Below are 16485 nucleotides of genomic sequence, written 5' to 3' on the forward strand. Positions count from 1 at the left end.
AATGCGGTACGGCGCGACAGCCCGGGCGCGATAGGGTCGGGGGACGACTTTCACAAGGCCCAACGACAGCAGAGAGCGGTGCAGCGTGACCGGTGGAGAGGTTGCCGGGATCCTGGTGGCCGTCTTCTGGGCGATCCTCGTCTCCTTCCTCGCCGTGGCGCTGGCGAGGCTGGCGCAGACGCTCAGGGCGACCACCAAGCTCGTGGCGGACGTGACGGAGCAGGCCGTTCCCCTGCTCGCCGAGGCCTCCGCGACCGTGCGGTCGGCGCAGACCCAGCTCGACCGGGTCGACGCCATCGCCTCGGACGTCCAGGAGGTCACCTCCAACGCCTCCGCGCTCTCCACCACCGTCGCCTCCACCTTCGGCGGCCCGCTCGTCAAGGTGGCCGCCTTCGGCTACGGCTTGCGCCGGGCGCTCGGCCGGAGCCGGGACGGGGAGGAGGCGCCGCGCGCCTCCGCGCGCCGCACCGTGATCGTCGGCCGTACCGTGCCGTCCATGCGCCGCCGGAAGCAGAAGGGCTGACCCGAGATGTTCCGCCGCACGTTCTGGTTCACGGCCGGCGCAGCCGCCGGCGTGTGGGCCACCACCAAGGTCAACCGGAAGCTGAAGCAGCTGACCCCCGAGAGCCTCGCGGCCCAGGCCGCGAACAAGGCCGTCGAAACCGGCCACCGGCTCAAGGACTTCGCCCTCGACGTGAGGGCGGGCATGGTCCAGCGGGAGGCCGAGCTGGGGGAGGCGCTCGGACTCGACGCCCCCGCCGACCCGGCCGAGGCACAGGGCCGGGAGCTCCCGGAGCCCCGCCGCAGGACCGCACTCGGTCCCACCCCGCCTTCGTATTTCACCCTTCCCAAGAGTTCGTACAACCGGAATGAGGACCACTGATGGAGTCGGCTGAAATCCGCCGCCGCTGGCTGAGCTTCTTCGAGGAGCGCGGGCACACCGTCGTCCCTTCGGCGTCGCTCATCGCGGACGACCCGACTCTGCTGCTCGTCCCCGCCGGCATGGTGCCCTTCAAGCCCTACTTCCTGGGCGAGGTCAAGCCGCCCTTCTCGCGCGCCTCCAGCGTGCAGAAGTGCGTGCGCACCCCCGACATCGAAGAGGTCGGCAAGACCACCCGCCACGGCACGTTCTTCCAGATGTGCGGCAACTTCTCCTTCGGCGACTACTTCAAGGAAGGCGCCATCAAGCTCGCCTGGGAGCTGCTGACCACCCCGGTGGAGCACGGCGGCTACGGGCTGGAGCCGGAGAAGCTCTGGATCACGGTCTACGAGCAGGACGACGAGGCCGAGCGCATCTGGCGCGACGTCGTCGGCGTCCCCGCCGAGCGCATCCAGCGCCTCGGCATGGGCCCCAACTTCTGGTCCATGGGCGTCCCCGGCCCCTGCGGCCCCTGCTCCGAGATCAACTACGACCGCGGCCCCGAGTTCGGCGTCGAGGGCGGCCCGGCCGTCAACGACGAGCGGTACGTGGAGATCTGGAACCTGGTCTTCATGCAGTACGAGCGCGGGGAGGGCTCCGGCAAGGAGGACTTCCCGATCCTCGGTGACCTGCCCGCCAAGAACATCGACACGGGCCTCGGCCTGGAGCGCCTGGCGATGATCCTCCAGGGCGTCCAGAACATGTACGAGACGGACACCCTCAAGGTCGTCATCGACAAGGCCACCGAGCTGACCGGCGTGCAGTACGGCAGCAGCCACGAGAGCGACGTCTCGCTCCGCGTGGTCGCCGACCACATGCGCACCTCCGTCATGCTCATCGGCGACGGCGTCACCCCCGGCAACGAGGGCCGCGGCTACGTGCTGCGCCGCATCATGCGCCGCGCCGTCCGCAACATGCGCCTGCTCGGCGCCACCGGTCCGGTCGTCCAGGACCTCGTCGACACCGTGATCGGGACGATGGGCGAGCAGTACCCCGAGCTGGTCACCGACCGCAAGCGCATCGAGACCGTCGCCCTCGCCGAAGAGGCCGCCTTCCTGAAGGCCCTCAAGGGCGGCACCAACATCCTCGACACCGCCGTCACCGAGACCAGGGCCGGCGGCGGCACGGTCCTCTCCGGCGACAAGGCGTTCCTGCTCCACGACACCTGGGGCTTCCCGATCGACCTCACCCTGGAGATGGCCGCCGAGCAGGGCCTCTCCGTGGACGAGGACGGCTTCCGCCGCCTGATGAAGGAGCAGCGGGACCGGGCCAAGGCCGACGCCAAGGCCAAGAAGACCGGCCACGCCGACATGACCGCGTACCGGGAGATCGCCGACACCAGCGGCGCCACGCGGTTCACCGGCTACACCAACACCGAGGGCGAGACCACGGTCGTGGGCCTCCTCGTCAACGGCGTCCCCTCGCCGGCCGCCACCGAGGGCGACGAGGTCGAGGTCGTCCTCGACCGCACCCCGTTCTACGCCGAGGGCGGCGGCCAGATCGCCGACCAGGGCCGGATCAAGCTGCACAGCGGCGCCGTCATCGACATCCGCGACGTGCAGCAGCCGGTCCCGGGCGTCTCGGTGCACAAGGGCTCCGTGCAGGTCGGCGAGGTGACCGTGGGCGCCACCGCCTACGCCGCCATCGACGTGCGCCGCCGCCGGGCCATCGCCCGCGCCCACTCGGCCACCCACCTCACCCACCAGGCCCTGCGCGACGCCCTCGGCCCGACGGCCGCCCAGGCCGGTTCCGAGAACCAGCCCGGCCGCTTCCGCTTCGACTTCGGCTCGCCGAACGCCGTCCCCGGCGCCGTCCTCACCGACGTCGAGCAGAAGATCAACGAGGTCCTCTCGCGCGAGCTGGAGGTCCACGCCGAGGTCATGCCGATCGACGAGGCCAAGCGCCAGGGCGCCATCGCCGAGTTCGGCGAGAAGTACGGCGAGCAGGTCCGCGTCGTCACCATCGGCGACTTCTCCAAGGAGCTGTGCGGCGGCACGCACGTCCACAACACCGCCCAGCTGGGCCTGGTGAAGCTGCTCGGCGAGTCCTCGATCGGCTCCGGCGTGCGCCGCATCGAGGCCCTGGTCGGCGTCGACGCGTACAACTTCCTCGCCAGGGAGCACACGGTCGTCGCCCAGCTCCAGGAGCTGGTCAAGGGCCGCCCGGAGGAGCTGCCGGAGAAGATCTCCGCCATGCTCGGCAAGCTGAAGGACGCCGAGAAGGAGATCGAGAAGTTCCGCGCGGAGAAGGTCCTCCAGGCCGCCGCCGGCCTCGTCGACTCCGCCCGCGACGTCCGCGGCGTCGCCCTGGTCACCGGCCAGGTCCCGGACGGCACCACCGCCGACGACCTGCGCAAGCTGGTCCTGGACGTGCGCGGCCGGATCTCGGGCGGCCGTCCGGCCGTCGTCGCCCTGTTCACCACGGTCAACGGCAAGCCGCTGACGGTCATCGCCACCAACGAGGCCGCCCGCGAGCGCGGCCTCAAGGCCGGCGAGCTGGTCCGCACGGCCGCCAAGACCCTCGGCGGCGGTGGCGGCGGCAAGCCGGACGTCGCCCAGGGCGGCGGGCAGAACCCGGAGGCCGTCGGCGAGGCCATCGCCGCCGTCGAGCGCCTCGTGGTGGAGACGGCGTGACGATGCGCCGCGGCCGCCGCATCGCGGTCGACGTCGGGGACGCCCGGATCGGGGTCGCCTCGTGCGACCCCGACGGGGTCCTCGCCACGCCGGTGGAGACCGTGCCGGGACGCGACGTCCCGGCCGCCCACCGGCGGCTCCGCCAGATCGTCGAGGAGTACGAGCCGATCGAGGTCGTCGTGGGCCTGCCCCGCTCGCTCAGCGGGCGGGAGGGCCCGGCCGCGACCAAGGTCCGCGCCTTCGCCCGGGAGATGGCCAAGGGCATCGCCCCCGTGCCGGTCCGGCTGGTCGACGAGCGGATGACGACGGTCACCGCCACCCAGGGCCTGCGGGCCTCCGGGGTGAAGTCGAAGAAGGGCCGGTCCGTCATCGACCAGGCGGCCGCTGTGATCATCCTCCAGAACGCTCTTGAGTCCGAACGGGTATCGGGTAATCCTCCCGGCGAGGGCGTCGAAGTGGTCATCTGATCGCGATACGGTAACGTTCCGCGCGATGCGGCGGTGTTCGAACAGCCCCCGCACTACGTAGAGGCGGATCGTCCGGAAGCCTCGCGGCTGTTTTGGGGATCGATGACTGAGTATGGCCGGAGCCCGGGCTCCGAACCGTGGCACCCCGGGGACCCGCTCTACGGGGACCAGGGGTGGGAGGGCCAGCAGCAGTACCCGCATCCGCAGCAGGCGAACCAGTACGGCGGCCAGGACCCGTACGGGCAGGGCGGCCAGGGATACGGGGGCGACCCCTATCAGCAGCAGTACCCGCAGCAGCCGGAGGCCTACGCCGATCCGGGTTACCGGCAGCCGCAGCAGCACGAGCCGCAGTACCGCCAGCAGCAGCCGTACGACCAGCACCAGCAGCAGTACGGAGCGGGGCACCCGGGCGGTTACGACACGCCCGGGCACCTCGGACAGCAGTACGACGGCAACTGGGAGACCGGCCAGGCGGCGATGGTCTACGGCACGCCCCCGGCCGACCCGTACGGCGGCCAGAACCCGGACCTGTACGGCACGCCCGAGGCGTACCCGCCGCCCCGGCCGCCCGGCCACCGGCAGGACCCGCCGGAGCCGGTGGCCGACTGGGCCCCGGAGGAGGAGACGCGCCGGGAGCCGGAGCCGGAGGAGGAGAACCACCCCTTCTTCACCGGTGAGGACGACCGCGGCGCCGGGCGTGGCGGCGGGGACGACCGCGACCACGACGACTACGACGACGAGTACGACGAGGAGCCGGCGCGCGGCCGGGGCTCCCGCGGCGACGACCGCGACCGCCGCGGCAAGGAGAAGAAGCGCAAGGGCAAGAACGGCGTGGCCTGCCTGGTCGTCGCCGTCGTTCTGGTGGGCGGCGTCGGCGGCGTCGGCTACTTCGGCTACCAGTTCTGGCAGGGCCGCTTCGCCGAGGTGCCGGACTACGCGGGCAGCGGCACCGGCGAGGTCCAGGTCGAGATCCCGAAGGGGTCCCTCGGGACCCAGATCGGCAACATCCTCAAGCAGGCCGGTGTGGTGAAGAGCGTCGACGCCTTCGTCGCGGCGCAGCAGAAGAACCCCGACGGCAACTCCATCCAGGACGGCGTCTACACGCTGAAGAAGGAGATGTCGGCGGAGAGCGCGGTCAAGCTGATGCTCACCCCGGCGAGCCAGGCCAAGCTCATCATCCCCGAGGGCAAGCGGAACGCCTGGGTCTACGAGGCGCTCGACCAGCGCCTCGACCTCAAGCCCGGCACCACCAAGGAGATCGCGCTCACGAAGACGGACTCCCTGGGCCTGCCCGACTGGGCCAAGAAGCACCCCGACATCAAGGACCCGCTGGAAGGATTCCTCTTCCCGGCGAGCTACCCGGTCGCCAAGGGCAGCAAGCCCGAGGACGCCCTGCGCAAGATGGTCGCCCGCGCGAACCAGGAGTACGGCAAGCTGGAGCTGGACGCGAAGGCGAAGGCCCTGGGCGTCGGGGGACCGTGGGAACTCGTCACGATCGCGAGCCTGGTCCAGGCGGAGGGCAAGACCCACGACGACTTCCGCAGGATGGCGGAGGTGGTCTACAACCGCCTCGAACCGGACAACCGGGAGACGTACCAGCTGTTGCAGTTCGACTCGACCCTCAACTACCTGAAGGGTCAGAGCGAGATCAAGATCTCGGAGAAGGAAGCCAACAGCAACACCGACCCGTACAACACCTACAAGCACAGGGGGCTGCCGCCCGGGCCGATCGGCAACCCCGGCAACGAGGCGCTGGCCGCCATGGTCGACCCGACCAAGGACGGCTGGATCTACTTCGTGGCCACGGACGGCATGAACAAGACCGAGTTCGCCAAGACGCACGACGAGTTCCTCAAGCTGAAGGACAAGTTCAATGCCAACTCGAACCAGTGAGACGGCCCGCCGCGCCGCCGTCCTCGGTTCGCCGATCGCCCACTCCCTCTCCCCGGTCCTGCACCGCGCCGCGTACGCCGAACTCGGCCTCCACGACTGGTCGTACGAGCGCTTCGAGATCGACGAGGCGGCGCTGCCGGGGTTCGTGGGCGAGCTGGACGGCAGCTGGGCCGGGCTCTCGCTGACCATGCCGCTCAAGCGGGCGATCATCCCGCTGCTCGACGGGATCAGCGACACGGCCGCGTCCGTGGAGGCGGTCAACACCGTCGTCCTCCACGAGGACGGACGGCGGGTCGGCGACAACACCGACGTCCCCGGCATGATCGCCGCCCTGCGCGAGCGGGGCGTCGAGAAGGTGGAGGCCGCAGCCGTCCTCGGCGCCGGCGCCACCGCCTCCTCCGCGCTCGCCGCCCTCGCCCGCGTCTGCGCGGGACCCGTCACCGCGTACGTGCGCAGCGAGGCGCGTGCCGAGGAGATGCGCGGCTGGGGCGAACGGCTCGGCGTGGACGTGCGCACCGCCGACTGGGAGCGCGCGGCGGAGGCCTTCGACGCCCCGCTGGTGATCGCGACCACCCCCGCCGGCACGACGAACGCCCTGGCGGCCGCCGTCCCGGACGCCGTCGGCACCCTCTTCGACGTCCTCTACGACCCCTGGCCGACCCCACTGGCCGCCGCCTGGTCCGACCGCGGCGGCAAGGTCGTCGGCGGCCTCGACCTCCTCGTCCACCAGGCCGTCCTCCAGGTCGAGCGGATGACGGGCCGCGCGCCGGCCCCGCTCGCCGCCATGAGGGCGGCGGGGGAAGAGGCGCTGGCCGCCCGATAGGCTCCGACCGGCGCCGGCACCGGTCGGAGCCGGAGGGGGAACACGGGGGAAATGAACGGGGAACCGGTGCTGGCGTCCAAGGGGGACGCAGCCTTCGACTTGATGCGCTTTCTGTACGTGGGGTTCTTCAGCGACCTGCCCGCATGGGTGCGGTACACCGTGCTCGGACTCCTCGGCGTGGCCGTCGTGCACGGCCTCCTCTCCTGGTCACGGGGCAGATCGCGGGACAGGGCCTCCTCCGCCCCGGAGGGCGGGTGAGTCGTTCCGGAATCTGAGACTCCGGTCCGCTGGTCGGACATGCGACCACATGACCTCTCCGACGTGGGAGGATCGGGTGTGGCGGGCCAGGGCCGCGCACCCGGGCGCGCCGTCGCAGTGCCAGGCGCGAGCATGAGGAGCATCGTTGAGCAGGTTGCGTTGGCTGACGGCCGGCGAATCCCACGGACCCGCGCTGGTCGCGACCCTTGAGGGTCTGCCCGCGGGTGTTCCGGTCACCACGGAGCTGGTGGCGGACCACCTCGCACGGCGACGCCTCGGGTACGGACGCGGCGCCCGGATGAAGTTCGAGCAGGACGAGATCACCTTCCTCGGCGGCGTCCGGCACGGGCTCTCCCTCGGGTCGCCGATCGCCGTCATGGTGGGCAACACCGAGTGGCCCAAGTGGGAGAAGGTCATGTCGGCCGACCCGGTCGACCCCTCGGAGCTCAAGGAGACGGGCCGCAACGCGCCCCTGACCCGGCCCCGCCCCGGCCACGCCGACCTCGCCGGCATGCAGAAGTACGGCTTCGACGAGGCCCGGCCGATCCTGGAGCGCGCCAGCGCCCGCGAGACCGCCGCCCGCGTCGCCCTCGGCGCCGTCGCCCGCTCCTTCCTCAAGGAGGCCGCCGGCATCGAGATCGTCTCGCACGTCGTCGAGCTGGCCGCCGCCAAGGCCCCGTACGGCGTCTACCCGACCCCCGCCGACGTCGAGAAGCTCGACGCCGACCCGGTCCGCTGCCTCGACGCCGACGCGTCGAAGGCGATGGTCGCCGAGATCGACCAGGCCCACAAGGACGGCGACACCCTCGGCGGCGTGGTCGAGGTCCTGGCGTACGGCGTGCCCGTCGGCCTCGGCTCGCACGTCCACTGGGACCGGCGCCTCGACGCCCGCCTCGCCGCCGCCCTCATGGGCATCCAGGCCATCAAGGGCGTCGAGGTCGGCGACGGCTTCGAGCTCGCCCGCGTGCCCGGCTCCCGGGCCCACGACGAGATCGTCAGGACCGACGAGGGCATCAGGCGCTCCTCCGGCCGCTCCGGCGGCACCGAGGGCGGCCTCACCACCGGCGAACTGCTTCGCGTCCGCGCCGCGATGAAGCCCATCGCGACCGTCCCGCGCGCCCTCGCCACCGTCGACGTCGCCACCGGCGAGGTCGCCGCCGCCCACCACCAGCGCTCCGACGTCTGCGCCGTCCCCGCCGCCGGCATCGTCGCCGAGGCCATGGTCGCGCTCGTCCTCGCGGACGCCGTCCTGGAGAAGTTCGGCGGCGACAGCGTCCCCGAGACCCGGCGCAACGTGCGGTCGTACCTCGACAACCTGCACATCCGGTGACCGCCGGACCCCTGGTCGTCCTCGTCGGGCCGATGGGCTCCGGCAAGTCCACGGTGGGCGCGCTCCTGGCCGAACGCCTCGGCGCGCCCTACCGGGACACCGACGCCGACATCGTCGCCGCCGAGGGACGCGAGATCTCCGACATCTTCGTCGAGGACGGCGAGGAGCACTTCCGCGCCCTGGAGCGGGACGCCGTCGCCCGGGCCGTCGCCGGGCACGAGGGCGTCCTCGCCCTCGGCGGCGGCGCGGTCCTCGACGCCGGCACCCGCGAGCTGCTCGCCGGGCTGCCCGTCGCGTACCTCTCCATGGACGTCGAGGAAGCGGTCCGCCGCGTCGGCCTCAACACCGCGCGGCCGCTGCTCGCCGTCAACCCGCGCCGCCAGTGGCGCGAGCTGATGGAGGCGCGCCGCCACCTCTACACCGAAGTCGCCCGGGTCGTCGTCGCCACCGACGACCGCACCCCCGACGAGGTCGCGGACGCGGTCCTCTCGGCACTGGAACTCAAGAAGGACGCATGACGACGGACCAGGACGTGACCCGCATCCACGTGGCCGGCAGCGCGGGCACGGACCCCTACGAGGTGCTGGTCGGCCGACAGCTCCTCGGCGAGCTGCCGGGCCTGATCGGCGACCGGGCCAAGCGGGTCGCCGTGATCCACCCCGAGGCCCTCGCCGACACCGGCGAGGCGCTGCGCGCCGACCTCGCGGACCAGGGCTACGAGGCGGTCGCCATCCAGGTGCCGAACGCCGAGGAGGCCAAGACCGCCGAGGTCGCCGCCTACTGCTGGAAGGCCCTGGGCCAGACCGGCTTCACCCGCACCGACGTCGTCGTCGGCGTCGGCGGCGGCGCCACCACGGACCTGGCCGGCTTCGTCGCCGCGACCTGGCTGCGGGGCGTGCGCTGGATCGCCGTGCCGACCACCGTCCTGGCGATGGTCGACGCGGCCGTCGGCGGCAAGACGGGCATCAACACCGCCGAGGGCAAGAACCTCGTCGGCGCCTTCCACCCGCCCGCCGGGGTCCTCTGCGACCTCGCGGCCCTCGACTCGCTGCCGGTCCACGACTACGTCAGCGGCCTCGCGGAGATCATCAAGGCCGGCTTCATCGTCGACCCGGTGATCCTCGACCTCATCGAGGAGGACCCGCAGGCGGCCCGCACCCCGGCCGGACCGCACACCGCCGAGCTGCTCGTCCGCTCGATCAGGGTCAAGGCCGAGGTCGTCTCCGGCGACCTCAAGGAGTCCGGCCGCCGCGAGATCCTCAACTACGGCCACACCCTCGCCCACGCCATCGAGAAGAACGAGCGCTACAAGTGGCGCCACGGCGCCGCCGTCTCCGTCGGCATGGTCTTCGCCGCCGAACTCGGCCGCCTCGCCGGCCGCCTCGACGACGCCACCGCCGACCGGCACCGCGCGATCCTGGAGTCCGTCGGCCTGCCGCTCAGCTACCGCGGCGACCAGTGGCCCAAGCTCCTGGAGACCATGAAGGTCGACAAGAAGTCCCGCGGCGACCTGCTGCGGTTCATCGTGCTCGACGGGCTCGCCAAGCCCACCGTCCTGGAGGGCCCCGACCCGGCCGTCCTGATCGCGGCGTACGGCGAGGTGTCCGCGTGAGCGAGCCGCGTCCGGTACTGGTGCTCAACGGCCCCAACCTGGGCCGGCTCGGCTCCCGCGAGCCCGACATCTACGGCGCCACCTCCTACAAGGGGCTCGTCGAGTCCTGCCGCACCCTCGGCGCGGAGCTCGGCTTCGACGTCGAGGTGCGGGAGACCAACGACGAGGGCGAGATGATCCGCTGGCTCCACGAGGCGGCGGACGGCTCGGTCCCGGTGGTCGTGAACCCCGGGGCGTTCACGCACTACTCGTACGGGATGAGGGACGCGGCCGCCCAGCGGACCGCGCCGCTCATCGAGGTGCACATCTCGAACCCGTACGCCCGCGAGGAGTTCCGGCACACCTCGGTGATCGCGGCCGTGGCGACCGGGACGGTCGCCGGGTTCGGCATCGGCTCCTACCGGCTGGCGCTGCGGGCGCTCGCCGAGGAACTCTCCGACTGACGGGACTCCCGCCGACGGGATTCCCGTCCGGGGCAGTCCTGCCGACGGGATTCCCGCCGACGGCATCCCCGTCCAGGGGGCTCCCGCCGAAGGGATTCCCGCCGGCGGGGCACCGGAAAGCGTCCCCGGCCGTTCCCCCCGTGGGGGCCGGGGGCGGTAACGTTTCGCCGTCCGGGTACACGACCGGCCCCGGAAGACGACAGGCGTACGAGACGGAGTGGCACCGGATGCAGCACGCAGTGGGGGGTCCGCTGCCACCGCACGAGCGGTCGGGCGAGACGCCCGGACCCGGCCCCGGGGCGGGGGACGCCCCCTACTCCAGGACGGGACCGGGCACGGGACCGGTGCCGGGCACCGGCTCCCGCCTCGGCGTCCACCCGGCCGTCCCGAGCGGGACCTCCGGGCCCCGGCACCCGGCGCCGCCCGCGGCGCCCCCGCACCCGGCGCCCCCGGCCCCGCCTTCCGCGGCACCGGGGACGCAGGGCTGGGGCGCGGTCGCCTCCGGCGGCATACCCGGGCACTCCCCGGCCCCCCACCCTTCAGCACCCCACTCCTCGGCCCCCCAGCCCCCGGCCGCCCCCCGGCCCACCGCCGCGCCCCAGTACCCCGCCGCCCCGCCGGCCCCCCGCGCCGACCCCACCGGGCACGTCCCGGTCGCGCCCCTCGCGCCGCCCGTGGAGCACGGGGCCGGGACCGGCGGCGCGACCCTGGCCGTGCTGCTCATCGGCCCCGCCGGCGCCGGCAAGACGACCGTCGCCCGGCACTGGGCGCAGCGCCGCCGCGTGCCCACCGCGCACATCAGCCTCGACGACGTCCGCGAATGGGTCTGCTCGGGCTTCGCCGACCCCCAGTCCGGATGGAACGAGCACTCCGAGGCGCAGTACCGGCTCGCCCGCCGCACCTGCGGCTTCGCCGCGCGCAACTTCCTCGCCAACGGCATCTCCTGCATCGTCGACGACGCCGTCTTCCCCGACCGGCCCGTCGTCGGCCTCGGCGGCTGGAAGCGCCACGTCGGCCCCGGCCTGCTGCCCGTCGTCCTCCTGCCCGGCCTGGAGGTCGTCCTGGAGCGCAACGCCGAGCGCAGCGGCAACCGGCGCCTCTCGGACGAGGAGGTCGCGGCCATCCACGGCCGGATGGCCGGCTGGTACGGCTCCGGCCTGCCGATCATCGACAACTCCACGTACGACGTCGAGACCACCGCCCGCGTCCTCGACGACGTCCTCGCCCGCGCGATCGCGAGCCCGCCCTCCTGGTGAGGCCGTGCCCGTCGCGGGCCCCGGTCGGCCGTCCCGAACAGGCCGGGGCGGCCCGCTCCTCGTAGGCTCGGAGCATGTCAGAGGTGTATGCGGACCGCCGTGTACGGCTGCGCGACCGGTGCGCGGCCGCGGGCAGCCCGGCGGCCCTGGTCTCCCGCCCCGCCAACGTCCGCTATCTCGCGGGCGGCTCCCCGCCGGGCGCCGTCCTGCTCGTCGGCCCCGAACCGGAGGCCGACGTCCTGCTCTGCCCCGTCCCGCCCGGGGGCGAACCGGCCGACGGACGGCTCGACGAACTGCTCCGGCAGCAGGTCCTGCCCACCGGGGGCGGCGACCCGGCCGTCGCGGCCGTCGACCTCGCCCGCCGGACGGGCGCCGACGCGCTCGCCGTCGAGGAGCACCACCTGACGGTGGCCCGGCACCGGGCCATGGGCACCGTCGCGGCCGCGCCCCGCCTCACCGACCTGGCCTGCGCCGTGGAGCAGCTCAGGATCGTCAAGGACGAGGACGAGATCGGCTGCCTGCGGATCGCCGCCGAGATCGCCGACCAGGCCCTCGGCGAACTCCTCGAATCCATCCTGGTGGGACGGACCGAGCGCCACCTCGCCCTGGAGCTGGAGCGCCGGCTCGTCGACCACGGTGCCGACGGGGCCGCCTTCCCGACCTCGGTGGCGACCGGCCCGCACTCCGGCCGCCGCAGGCACCGGCCCACCGACCGCCGGGTCGAGGAGGGTGATTTCCTCTCCGTCTGCCTCGGCGCCGACTACCGCGGCTACCGGTGCGAGATCGGCCGCACGTTCGTCATCGGCACCACCCCCGCCCAGTGGCAGATCGAGCTGTACGAGCTCGTCTTCGCCGCTCAGCGGGCCGGCCGGGAGTCGCTCGTGCCCGGCGCCGAGTACCGGGACGTGGACCGGGCGGCCCGCCGGATCCTGAAGGCGGCGGGGCACGCGGAGGCGGCCGTACCCCTCACCGGGCACGGTGTGGGGCTCGAAATCGACGAGGACCCGCAGTTGTCACCCTCGGCCATGGGTAAACTGGACGCTTGTGTGCCGGTCACCGTCGAACCGGGGGTCCACCTCCCGGGCCGGGGCGGGGTCCGGATCGATGACACGCTCGTCGTGCGCCAGGAGGCGGACGGCGGACCCGAGCTACTCACCATCACGACCAAGGAGCTGCTCGCGCTGTAGGGCGCGCACGCCTCCCCGGTCCCACGTCAGTCCAGAGTCCAGGAGATTCCGCAACCGTGGCTTCCACGAACGACCTCAAGAACGGCATGGTGCTCAAGCTCGAAGGCGGCCAGCTCTGGTCCGTCGTCGAGTTCCAGCACGTCAAGCCCGGCAAGGGCCCGGCCTTCGTGCGCACCAAGCTCAAGAACGTGCTGTCCGGCAAGGTCGTCGACAAGACCTTCAACGCGGGCGTCAAGGTCGAGACGGCCACCATCGACCGTCGTGACATGCAGTTCTCCTACATGGACGGCGACTACTTCGTCTTCATGGACATGGAGACGTACGACCAGCTGCACGTCGACCGCAAGTCGGTCGGCGACGCCGCGAACTTCCTGATCGAGGGCTTCACCGCCTCCGTCGCGCAGCACGAGGGCGAAGTGCTCTACGTCGAGCTCCCGGCCGCCGTCGTCCTGACGATCCAGCACACCGACCCGGGCGTCCAGGGCGACCGCTCCACCGGTGGCACCAAGCCCGCCACCCTGGAGACCGGCCACGAGATCCAGGTCCCGCTCTTCATCACCACCGGTGAGAAGATCAAGGTCGACACGCGCAGCAGCGACTACCTCGGCCGGGTGAACGACTAACCGTGGCCGCCCGGAGCAAGGCCCGCAAGCGCGCCTTCCAGATCCTCTTCGAGGCCGACCAGCGCGGCGCCTCCGTGCAGGAGGTCCTCGCTGACCAGGTCCGGCACGCCCGGTCGGACGACCGGCAGCCGCCGGTCAACGAGTTCACCATGCAGCTGGTGGAGGGGTACGCGTCCCACGTGGCGCGCATCGACGAGCTCATCGCCACCTACGCGGTGGACTGGGACCTCGACCGGATGCCCGTCGCCGACCGGAACATCGTGCGCCTCGGCGCGTACGAGCTGATCTGGGAGGACGGCACGCCGGACGCGGTCGCGATCGACGAGGCGGTGCAGCTCGCCAAGGAGTTCTCCACCGACGAGTCGCCGGCCTTCGTCAACGGCCTCCTGGCGCGCTTCAAGGACCTGAAGCCGCGCCTGCGCCGGGACGTGGACGCCTGAGTCCGCGCCCACCCGCCGACAGACGGCCGAAGGGGCCCGCAGCACTCGATGCCGCGGGCCCCTTCGGCCGTTCGGGTCAACCCTGGGGGATCCGGAGCCCCCTCGGGCCCGGGAGCGCCCCCGTACGGGCCCGGAAAGCACGGGATCCGTGGACGTCGGTGACGTCCACGGATCCGGCGGTACGTTTCTGCTGGGCCCTGCGGAAGGGTCAGTTGTCCTCGTGGGCGACCGCGCGGCGCGCGTCCGCGTCCAGCACGCCCCAGCTGATCAGCTGCTCGGTGAGGACCGAGGGGGACTGGTCGTAGATGACGGCGAGCGTGCGCAGGTCGTCCTGGCGGATCGACAGCACCTTGCCGTTGTAGTCGCCGCGCTGCGACTGGATCGTCGCCGCGTAGCGCTGGAGCGGGCCGGCCTTCTCCTGCGGGACGTGGGCCAGGCGCTCCAGGTCCAGGACCAGCTTCGGCGGCGGCTCGGCGGCCCCGCCCGGCGTCGTGCCCGGCAGGAGCTCCTGCACCGGCACCCCGTAGAAGTCCGCCAGCTCGGCGAGGCGCTGCACGGTCACGGCGCGGTCGCCCCGCTCGTAGGAGCCGACCACCACGGCCTTCCAGCGGCCCTGGGACTTCTCCTCCACCCCGTGGAGCGAGAGACCCTGCTGGGTGCGGATGGCGCGGAGTTTGGCCCCGAGCTGCTTTGCGTATTCGCTGGACATAACGCTCCCGGACGCTGTGACGACATGCGGCTGCGCCGCGCGGCTGGTAACTCACTGTGAGGTTACGCAGCGTTACACCCACCCGTCAAGCCGAAAGGTCCGTACCGCCTCCTCCCGGGGGACGGCGCCCGGAGGGGCGCCCGGGTGCGCGAAGAGCGCCGCGCCACCCCTGGTAGGGTGAGGGCGCAAGTACGACGTCCTTTAAGAGCCGTCCCGTGAGGCGGAGAAGGAGGTCCGTTTCCCATGGACACCCAGCTGGACACCCAGCAGCACGGCGACGACGCGCGGCCCGTTCTCGAAGGCCCCGACATCGCGCGGGTCCTCACCCGCATCGCCCACGAGATCGTCGAGCGCGCCAAGGGCGCCGACGACGTGGTCCTCCTCGGCATTCCCACCCGCGGCGTCTTCCTCGCCCGCCGGCTCGCCGAGAAGCTCGCCGCCATCACCGGCACCAAGGTCCCGGTCGGCTCCCTGGACATCACCATGTACCGGGACGACCTGCGGATGAAGCCCGCCCGCGCCATCGGCCGCACCGAGATCCCCGCCGACGGCATCGACGGGCGCCTCGTCGTCCTCGTCGACGACGTCCTCTTCTCCGGCCGCACCATCCGCGCCGCCCTCGACGCCCTCGGCGACATCGGCCGCCCCCGCGCGGTCCAGCTCGCCGTCCTCGTCGACCGCGGCCACCGCGAGCTGCCCATCCGCGCCGACTACGTCGGCAAGAACCTCCCCACGTCGCTGCGGGAGACGGTCAAGGTCCTGCTCGCCGAGGAAGACGGTCGCGACACCGTCCTGCTCGGCTCCAAGCCCGCCTCCTAGCCGGACCGGCTTCCCCGCCGGGGCCGGGGCACCTCCCTGCCCCCGCACGCCCTCACGCCTCCCCACCACGGAGAGAAACCCCGATGATGCGTCACCTCATCTCGGCCGCCGACCTCACCCGCGACGACGCCGTACTGATCCTCGACACCGCCGAGGAGATGGCCCGGGTGGCCGACCGGCCCATCAAGAAGCTGCCGACCCTGCGCGGCCGCACCATCTGCAACCTCTTCTTCGAGGACTCCACCCGGACCCGGATCTCCTTCGAGGCCGCCGAGAAGCGCCTCTCCGCCGACGTCATCAACTTCGCGGCCAAGGGTTCCAGCGTCTCCAAGGGCGAGTCCCTCAAGGACACCGCCCAGACCCTGGAGGCCATGGGCGTCGACGCGGTCGTCATCCGGCACGGCGCCTCCGGCGCCCCGTACCGCCTCGCCACCTCCGGCTGGATCGACGCCCCCGTCGTCAACGCCGGCGACGGCACCCACCAGCACCCCACCCAGGCCCTCCTGGACGCCTTCACCATGCGCCGCCGCCTCGTCGGCCGCGACACCGGACTCGGCCAGGACCTCGCGGGCAAGCGGATCACCCTCGTCGGCGACGTCCTGCACAGCCGGGTCGCCCGCTCCAACGTCGACCTGCTGCACACCCTCGGCGCCGAGGTCACCCTGGTGGCCCCGCCCACCCTGGTCCCCGTCGGCGTCGAGACCTGGCCCTGCGAGATCTCGTACGACCTCGACGCCGTGCTGCCGAAGTCCGACGCCGTGATGATGCTGCGCGTGCAGCGCGAGCGGATGAACGCCGCCTTCTTCCCCACCGAGCGCGAGTACTCGCGCCGCTACGGGCTCGACGGCGAGCGGATGGCCAGGATGCCCGAGCACGCCATCGTGATGCACCCCGGCCCCATGGTCCGCGGCATGGAGATCACCGCCGAGGTCGCCGACTCCGACCGCTGCACGGTCGTCGAGCAGGTCGCCAACGGCGTCTCCGTCCGCATGGCCGTGCTCTACCTGCTCCTTGGCGGCTCCGAGCCCGCCGTCACCACCACCCCCGCCGCGCGCACCGAGGAGAACAAGTAA

General features: G+C 72.5%; 18 protein-coding genes. 17 read left to right on the plus strand and 1 reads right to left on the minus strand.

Annotated elements, in window-relative coordinates:
* Window positions 1-85: 85 nt before the first annotated feature.
* The 15 genes from ACWGSR_RS26705 to nusB all read left to right on the plus strand — a co-directional run bounded on the left by ACWGSR_RS26705 (window position 86) and on the right by nusB (window position 13884).
* Window positions 86-523, plus strand: coding sequence for a DUF948 domain-containing protein (locus ACWGSR_RS26705; RefSeq protein ID WP_453569638.1), 438 nt, complete (start codon window positions 86-88; stop codon window positions 521-523).
* Between the two features lie 6 nt (window positions 524-529).
* Window positions 530-883: a DUF6167 family protein gene (locus ACWGSR_RS26710; RefSeq protein ID WP_366377617.1), complete on the plus strand. Its 354-nt coding sequence runs from the start codon at window positions 530-532 to the stop codon at window positions 881-883.
* Window positions 883-3552, plus strand: a complete 2670-nt coding sequence (gene alaS, locus ACWGSR_RS26715; protein WP_453569641.1) for an alanine--tRNA ligase — start codon at window positions 883-885, stop codon at window positions 3550-3552. Before ACWGSR_RS26710 ends, alaS begins: the two co-directional genes overlap by 1 nt.
* Before the next feature lie 2 nt (window positions 3553-3554).
* Window positions 3555-4019, plus strand: coding sequence for a Holliday junction resolvase RuvX (ruvX, locus tag ACWGSR_RS26720; protein WP_123954413.1), 465 nt, complete (start codon window positions 3555-3557; stop codon window positions 4017-4019).
* Between the two features lie 102 nt (window positions 4020-4121).
* Complete coding sequence (mltG, locus tag ACWGSR_RS26725) at window positions 4122-5912, plus strand: endolytic transglycosylase MltG (protein WP_453569644.1); 1791 nt, start codon at window positions 4122-4124, stop codon at window positions 5910-5912.
* On the plus strand, window positions 5893-6735 hold the full coding sequence (locus ACWGSR_RS26730; protein WP_453569646.1) for a shikimate dehydrogenase: 843 nt from the start codon (window positions 5893-5895) through the stop codon (window positions 6733-6735). The genes mltG and ACWGSR_RS26730 overlap by 20 nt, the downstream gene beginning before the upstream one ends.
* Window positions 6736-6837: 102 nt before the next feature.
* A complete protein-coding gene (locus ACWGSR_RS26735) occupies window positions 6838-6993 on the plus strand; it encodes a hypothetical protein (RefSeq protein WP_453569649.1) in 156 nt (51 codons plus the stop codon).
* A gap of 145 nt (window positions 6994-7138) precedes the next feature.
* On the plus strand, window positions 7139-8323 hold the full coding sequence (gene aroC / locus ACWGSR_RS26740) for a chorismate synthase (RefSeq protein WP_383326699.1): 1185 nt from the start codon (window positions 7139-7141) through the stop codon (window positions 8321-8323).
* A complete protein-coding gene (locus ACWGSR_RS26745) occupies window positions 8320-8841 on the plus strand; it encodes a shikimate kinase (RefSeq protein WP_366377623.1) in 522 nt (173 codons plus the stop codon). Before aroC ends, ACWGSR_RS26745 begins: the two co-directional genes overlap by 4 nt.
* Window positions 8838-9935, plus strand: coding sequence for a 3-dehydroquinate synthase (aroB, locus tag ACWGSR_RS26750; protein ID WP_376239186.1), 1098 nt, complete (start codon window positions 8838-8840; stop codon window positions 9933-9935). The genes ACWGSR_RS26745 and aroB overlap by 4 nt, the downstream gene beginning before the upstream one ends.
* Window positions 9932-10378, plus strand: coding sequence for a type II 3-dehydroquinate dehydratase (gene aroQ, locus ACWGSR_RS26755; RefSeq protein WP_366377625.1), 447 nt, complete (start codon window positions 9932-9934; stop codon window positions 10376-10378). Before aroB ends, aroQ begins: the two co-directional genes overlap by 4 nt.
* A 227-nt stretch (window positions 10379-10605) precedes the next feature.
* The gene (locus ACWGSR_RS26760; RefSeq protein ID WP_453569655.1) at window positions 10606-11634 is read left to right on the plus strand and encodes an AAA family ATPase; all 1029 of its coding nucleotides are present in this window, start codon (window positions 10606-10608) and stop codon (window positions 11632-11634) included.
* A gap of 74 nt (window positions 11635-11708) precedes the next feature.
* Window positions 11709-12821, plus strand: coding sequence for an aminopeptidase P family protein (locus ACWGSR_RS26765; protein WP_453569657.1), 1113 nt, complete (start codon window positions 11709-11711; stop codon window positions 12819-12821).
* A 56-nt stretch (window positions 12822-12877) separates the two neighbouring features.
* Entirely contained in the window at window positions 12878-13444 is a 567-nt protein-coding gene (gene efp, locus ACWGSR_RS26770; RefSeq protein ID WP_366377628.1) for an elongation factor P, read from the plus strand.
* A gap of 2 nt (window positions 13445-13446) precedes the next feature.
* Window positions 13447-13884, plus strand: a complete 438-nt coding sequence (gene nusB / locus ACWGSR_RS26775) for a transcription antitermination factor NusB (RefSeq protein ID WP_376239196.1) — start codon at window positions 13447-13449, stop codon at window positions 13882-13884.
* 208 nt (window positions 13885-14092) lie between these two features.
* On the opposite strand, the gene bldD is transcribed toward nusB, so the two are convergent.
* Window positions 14093-14593 carry a transcriptional regulator BldD gene (gene bldD / locus ACWGSR_RS26780; protein ID WP_017242229.1) on the minus strand — a complete coding sequence of 167 codons (501 nt, stop codon included), beginning with the start codon at window positions 14591-14593 and terminating at the stop codon, window positions 14093-14095.
* 243 nt (window positions 14594-14836) lie between these two features.
* On the opposite strand from bldD, the gene pyrR reads away from it, so the two are divergent.
* Window positions 14837-15412 carry a bifunctional pyr operon transcriptional regulator/uracil phosphoribosyltransferase PyrR gene (gene pyrR, locus ACWGSR_RS26785; RefSeq protein WP_366377630.1) on the plus strand — a complete coding sequence of 192 codons (576 nt, stop codon included), beginning with the start codon at window positions 14837-14839 and terminating at the stop codon, window positions 15410-15412.
* 83 nt (window positions 15413-15495) lie between these two features.
* Entirely contained in the window at window positions 15496-16485 is a 990-nt protein-coding gene (locus ACWGSR_RS26790) for an aspartate carbamoyltransferase catalytic subunit (protein WP_351973949.1), read from the plus strand.

Source organism: Streptomyces sp. NPDC055632 (genome assembly GCF_053618675.1).

Excerpts from the sequence above, each read along its gene's own strand:
- aroB (WP_376239186.1), top strand. The coding sequence starts at position 8,838 with ATGACGACGGACCAGGACGTGACCCGCATCCACGTGGCCGGCAGCGCG.
- ruvX (WP_123954413.1), top strand. The coding sequence starts at position 3,555 with ATGCGCCGCGGCCGCCGCATCGCGGTCGACGTCGGGGACGCCCGGATC.
- ACWGSR_RS26710 (WP_366377617.1), top strand. The coding sequence starts at position 530 with ATGTTCCGCCGCACGTTCTGGTTCACGGCCGGCGCAGCCGCCGGCGTG.
- alaS (WP_453569641.1), top strand. The coding sequence starts at position 883 with ATGGAGTCGGCTGAAATCCGCCGCCGCTGGCTGAGCTTCTTCGAGGAG.
- mltG (WP_453569644.1), top strand. The coding sequence starts at position 4,122 with ATGACTGAGTATGGCCGGAGCCCGGGCTCCGAACCGTGGCACCCCGGG.
- ACWGSR_RS26765 (WP_453569657.1), top strand. The coding sequence starts at position 11,709 with ATGTCAGAGGTGTATGCGGACCGCCGTGTACGGCTGCGCGACCGGTGC.
- ACWGSR_RS26730 (WP_453569646.1), top strand. The coding sequence starts at position 5,893 with ATGCCAACTCGAACCAGTGAGACGGCCCGCCGCGCCGCCGTCCTCGGT.
- ACWGSR_RS26760 (WP_453569655.1), top strand. The coding sequence starts at position 10,606 with ATGCAGCACGCAGTGGGGGGTCCGCTGCCACCGCACGAGCGGTCGGGC.
- pyrR (WP_366377630.1), top strand. The coding sequence starts at position 14,837 with ATGGACACCCAGCTGGACACCCAGCAGCACGGCGACGACGCGCGGCCC.
- ACWGSR_RS26790 (WP_351973949.1), top strand. The coding sequence starts at position 15,496 with ATGATGCGTCACCTCATCTCGGCCGCCGACCTCACCCGCGACGACGCC.
- bldD (WP_017242229.1), bottom strand. The coding sequence starts at position 14,593 with ATGTCCAGCGAATACGCAAAGCAGCTCGGGGCCAAACTCCGCGCCATC.
- ACWGSR_RS26735 (WP_453569649.1), top strand. The coding sequence starts at position 6,838 with ATGCGCTTTCTGTACGTGGGGTTCTTCAGCGACCTGCCCGCATGGGTG.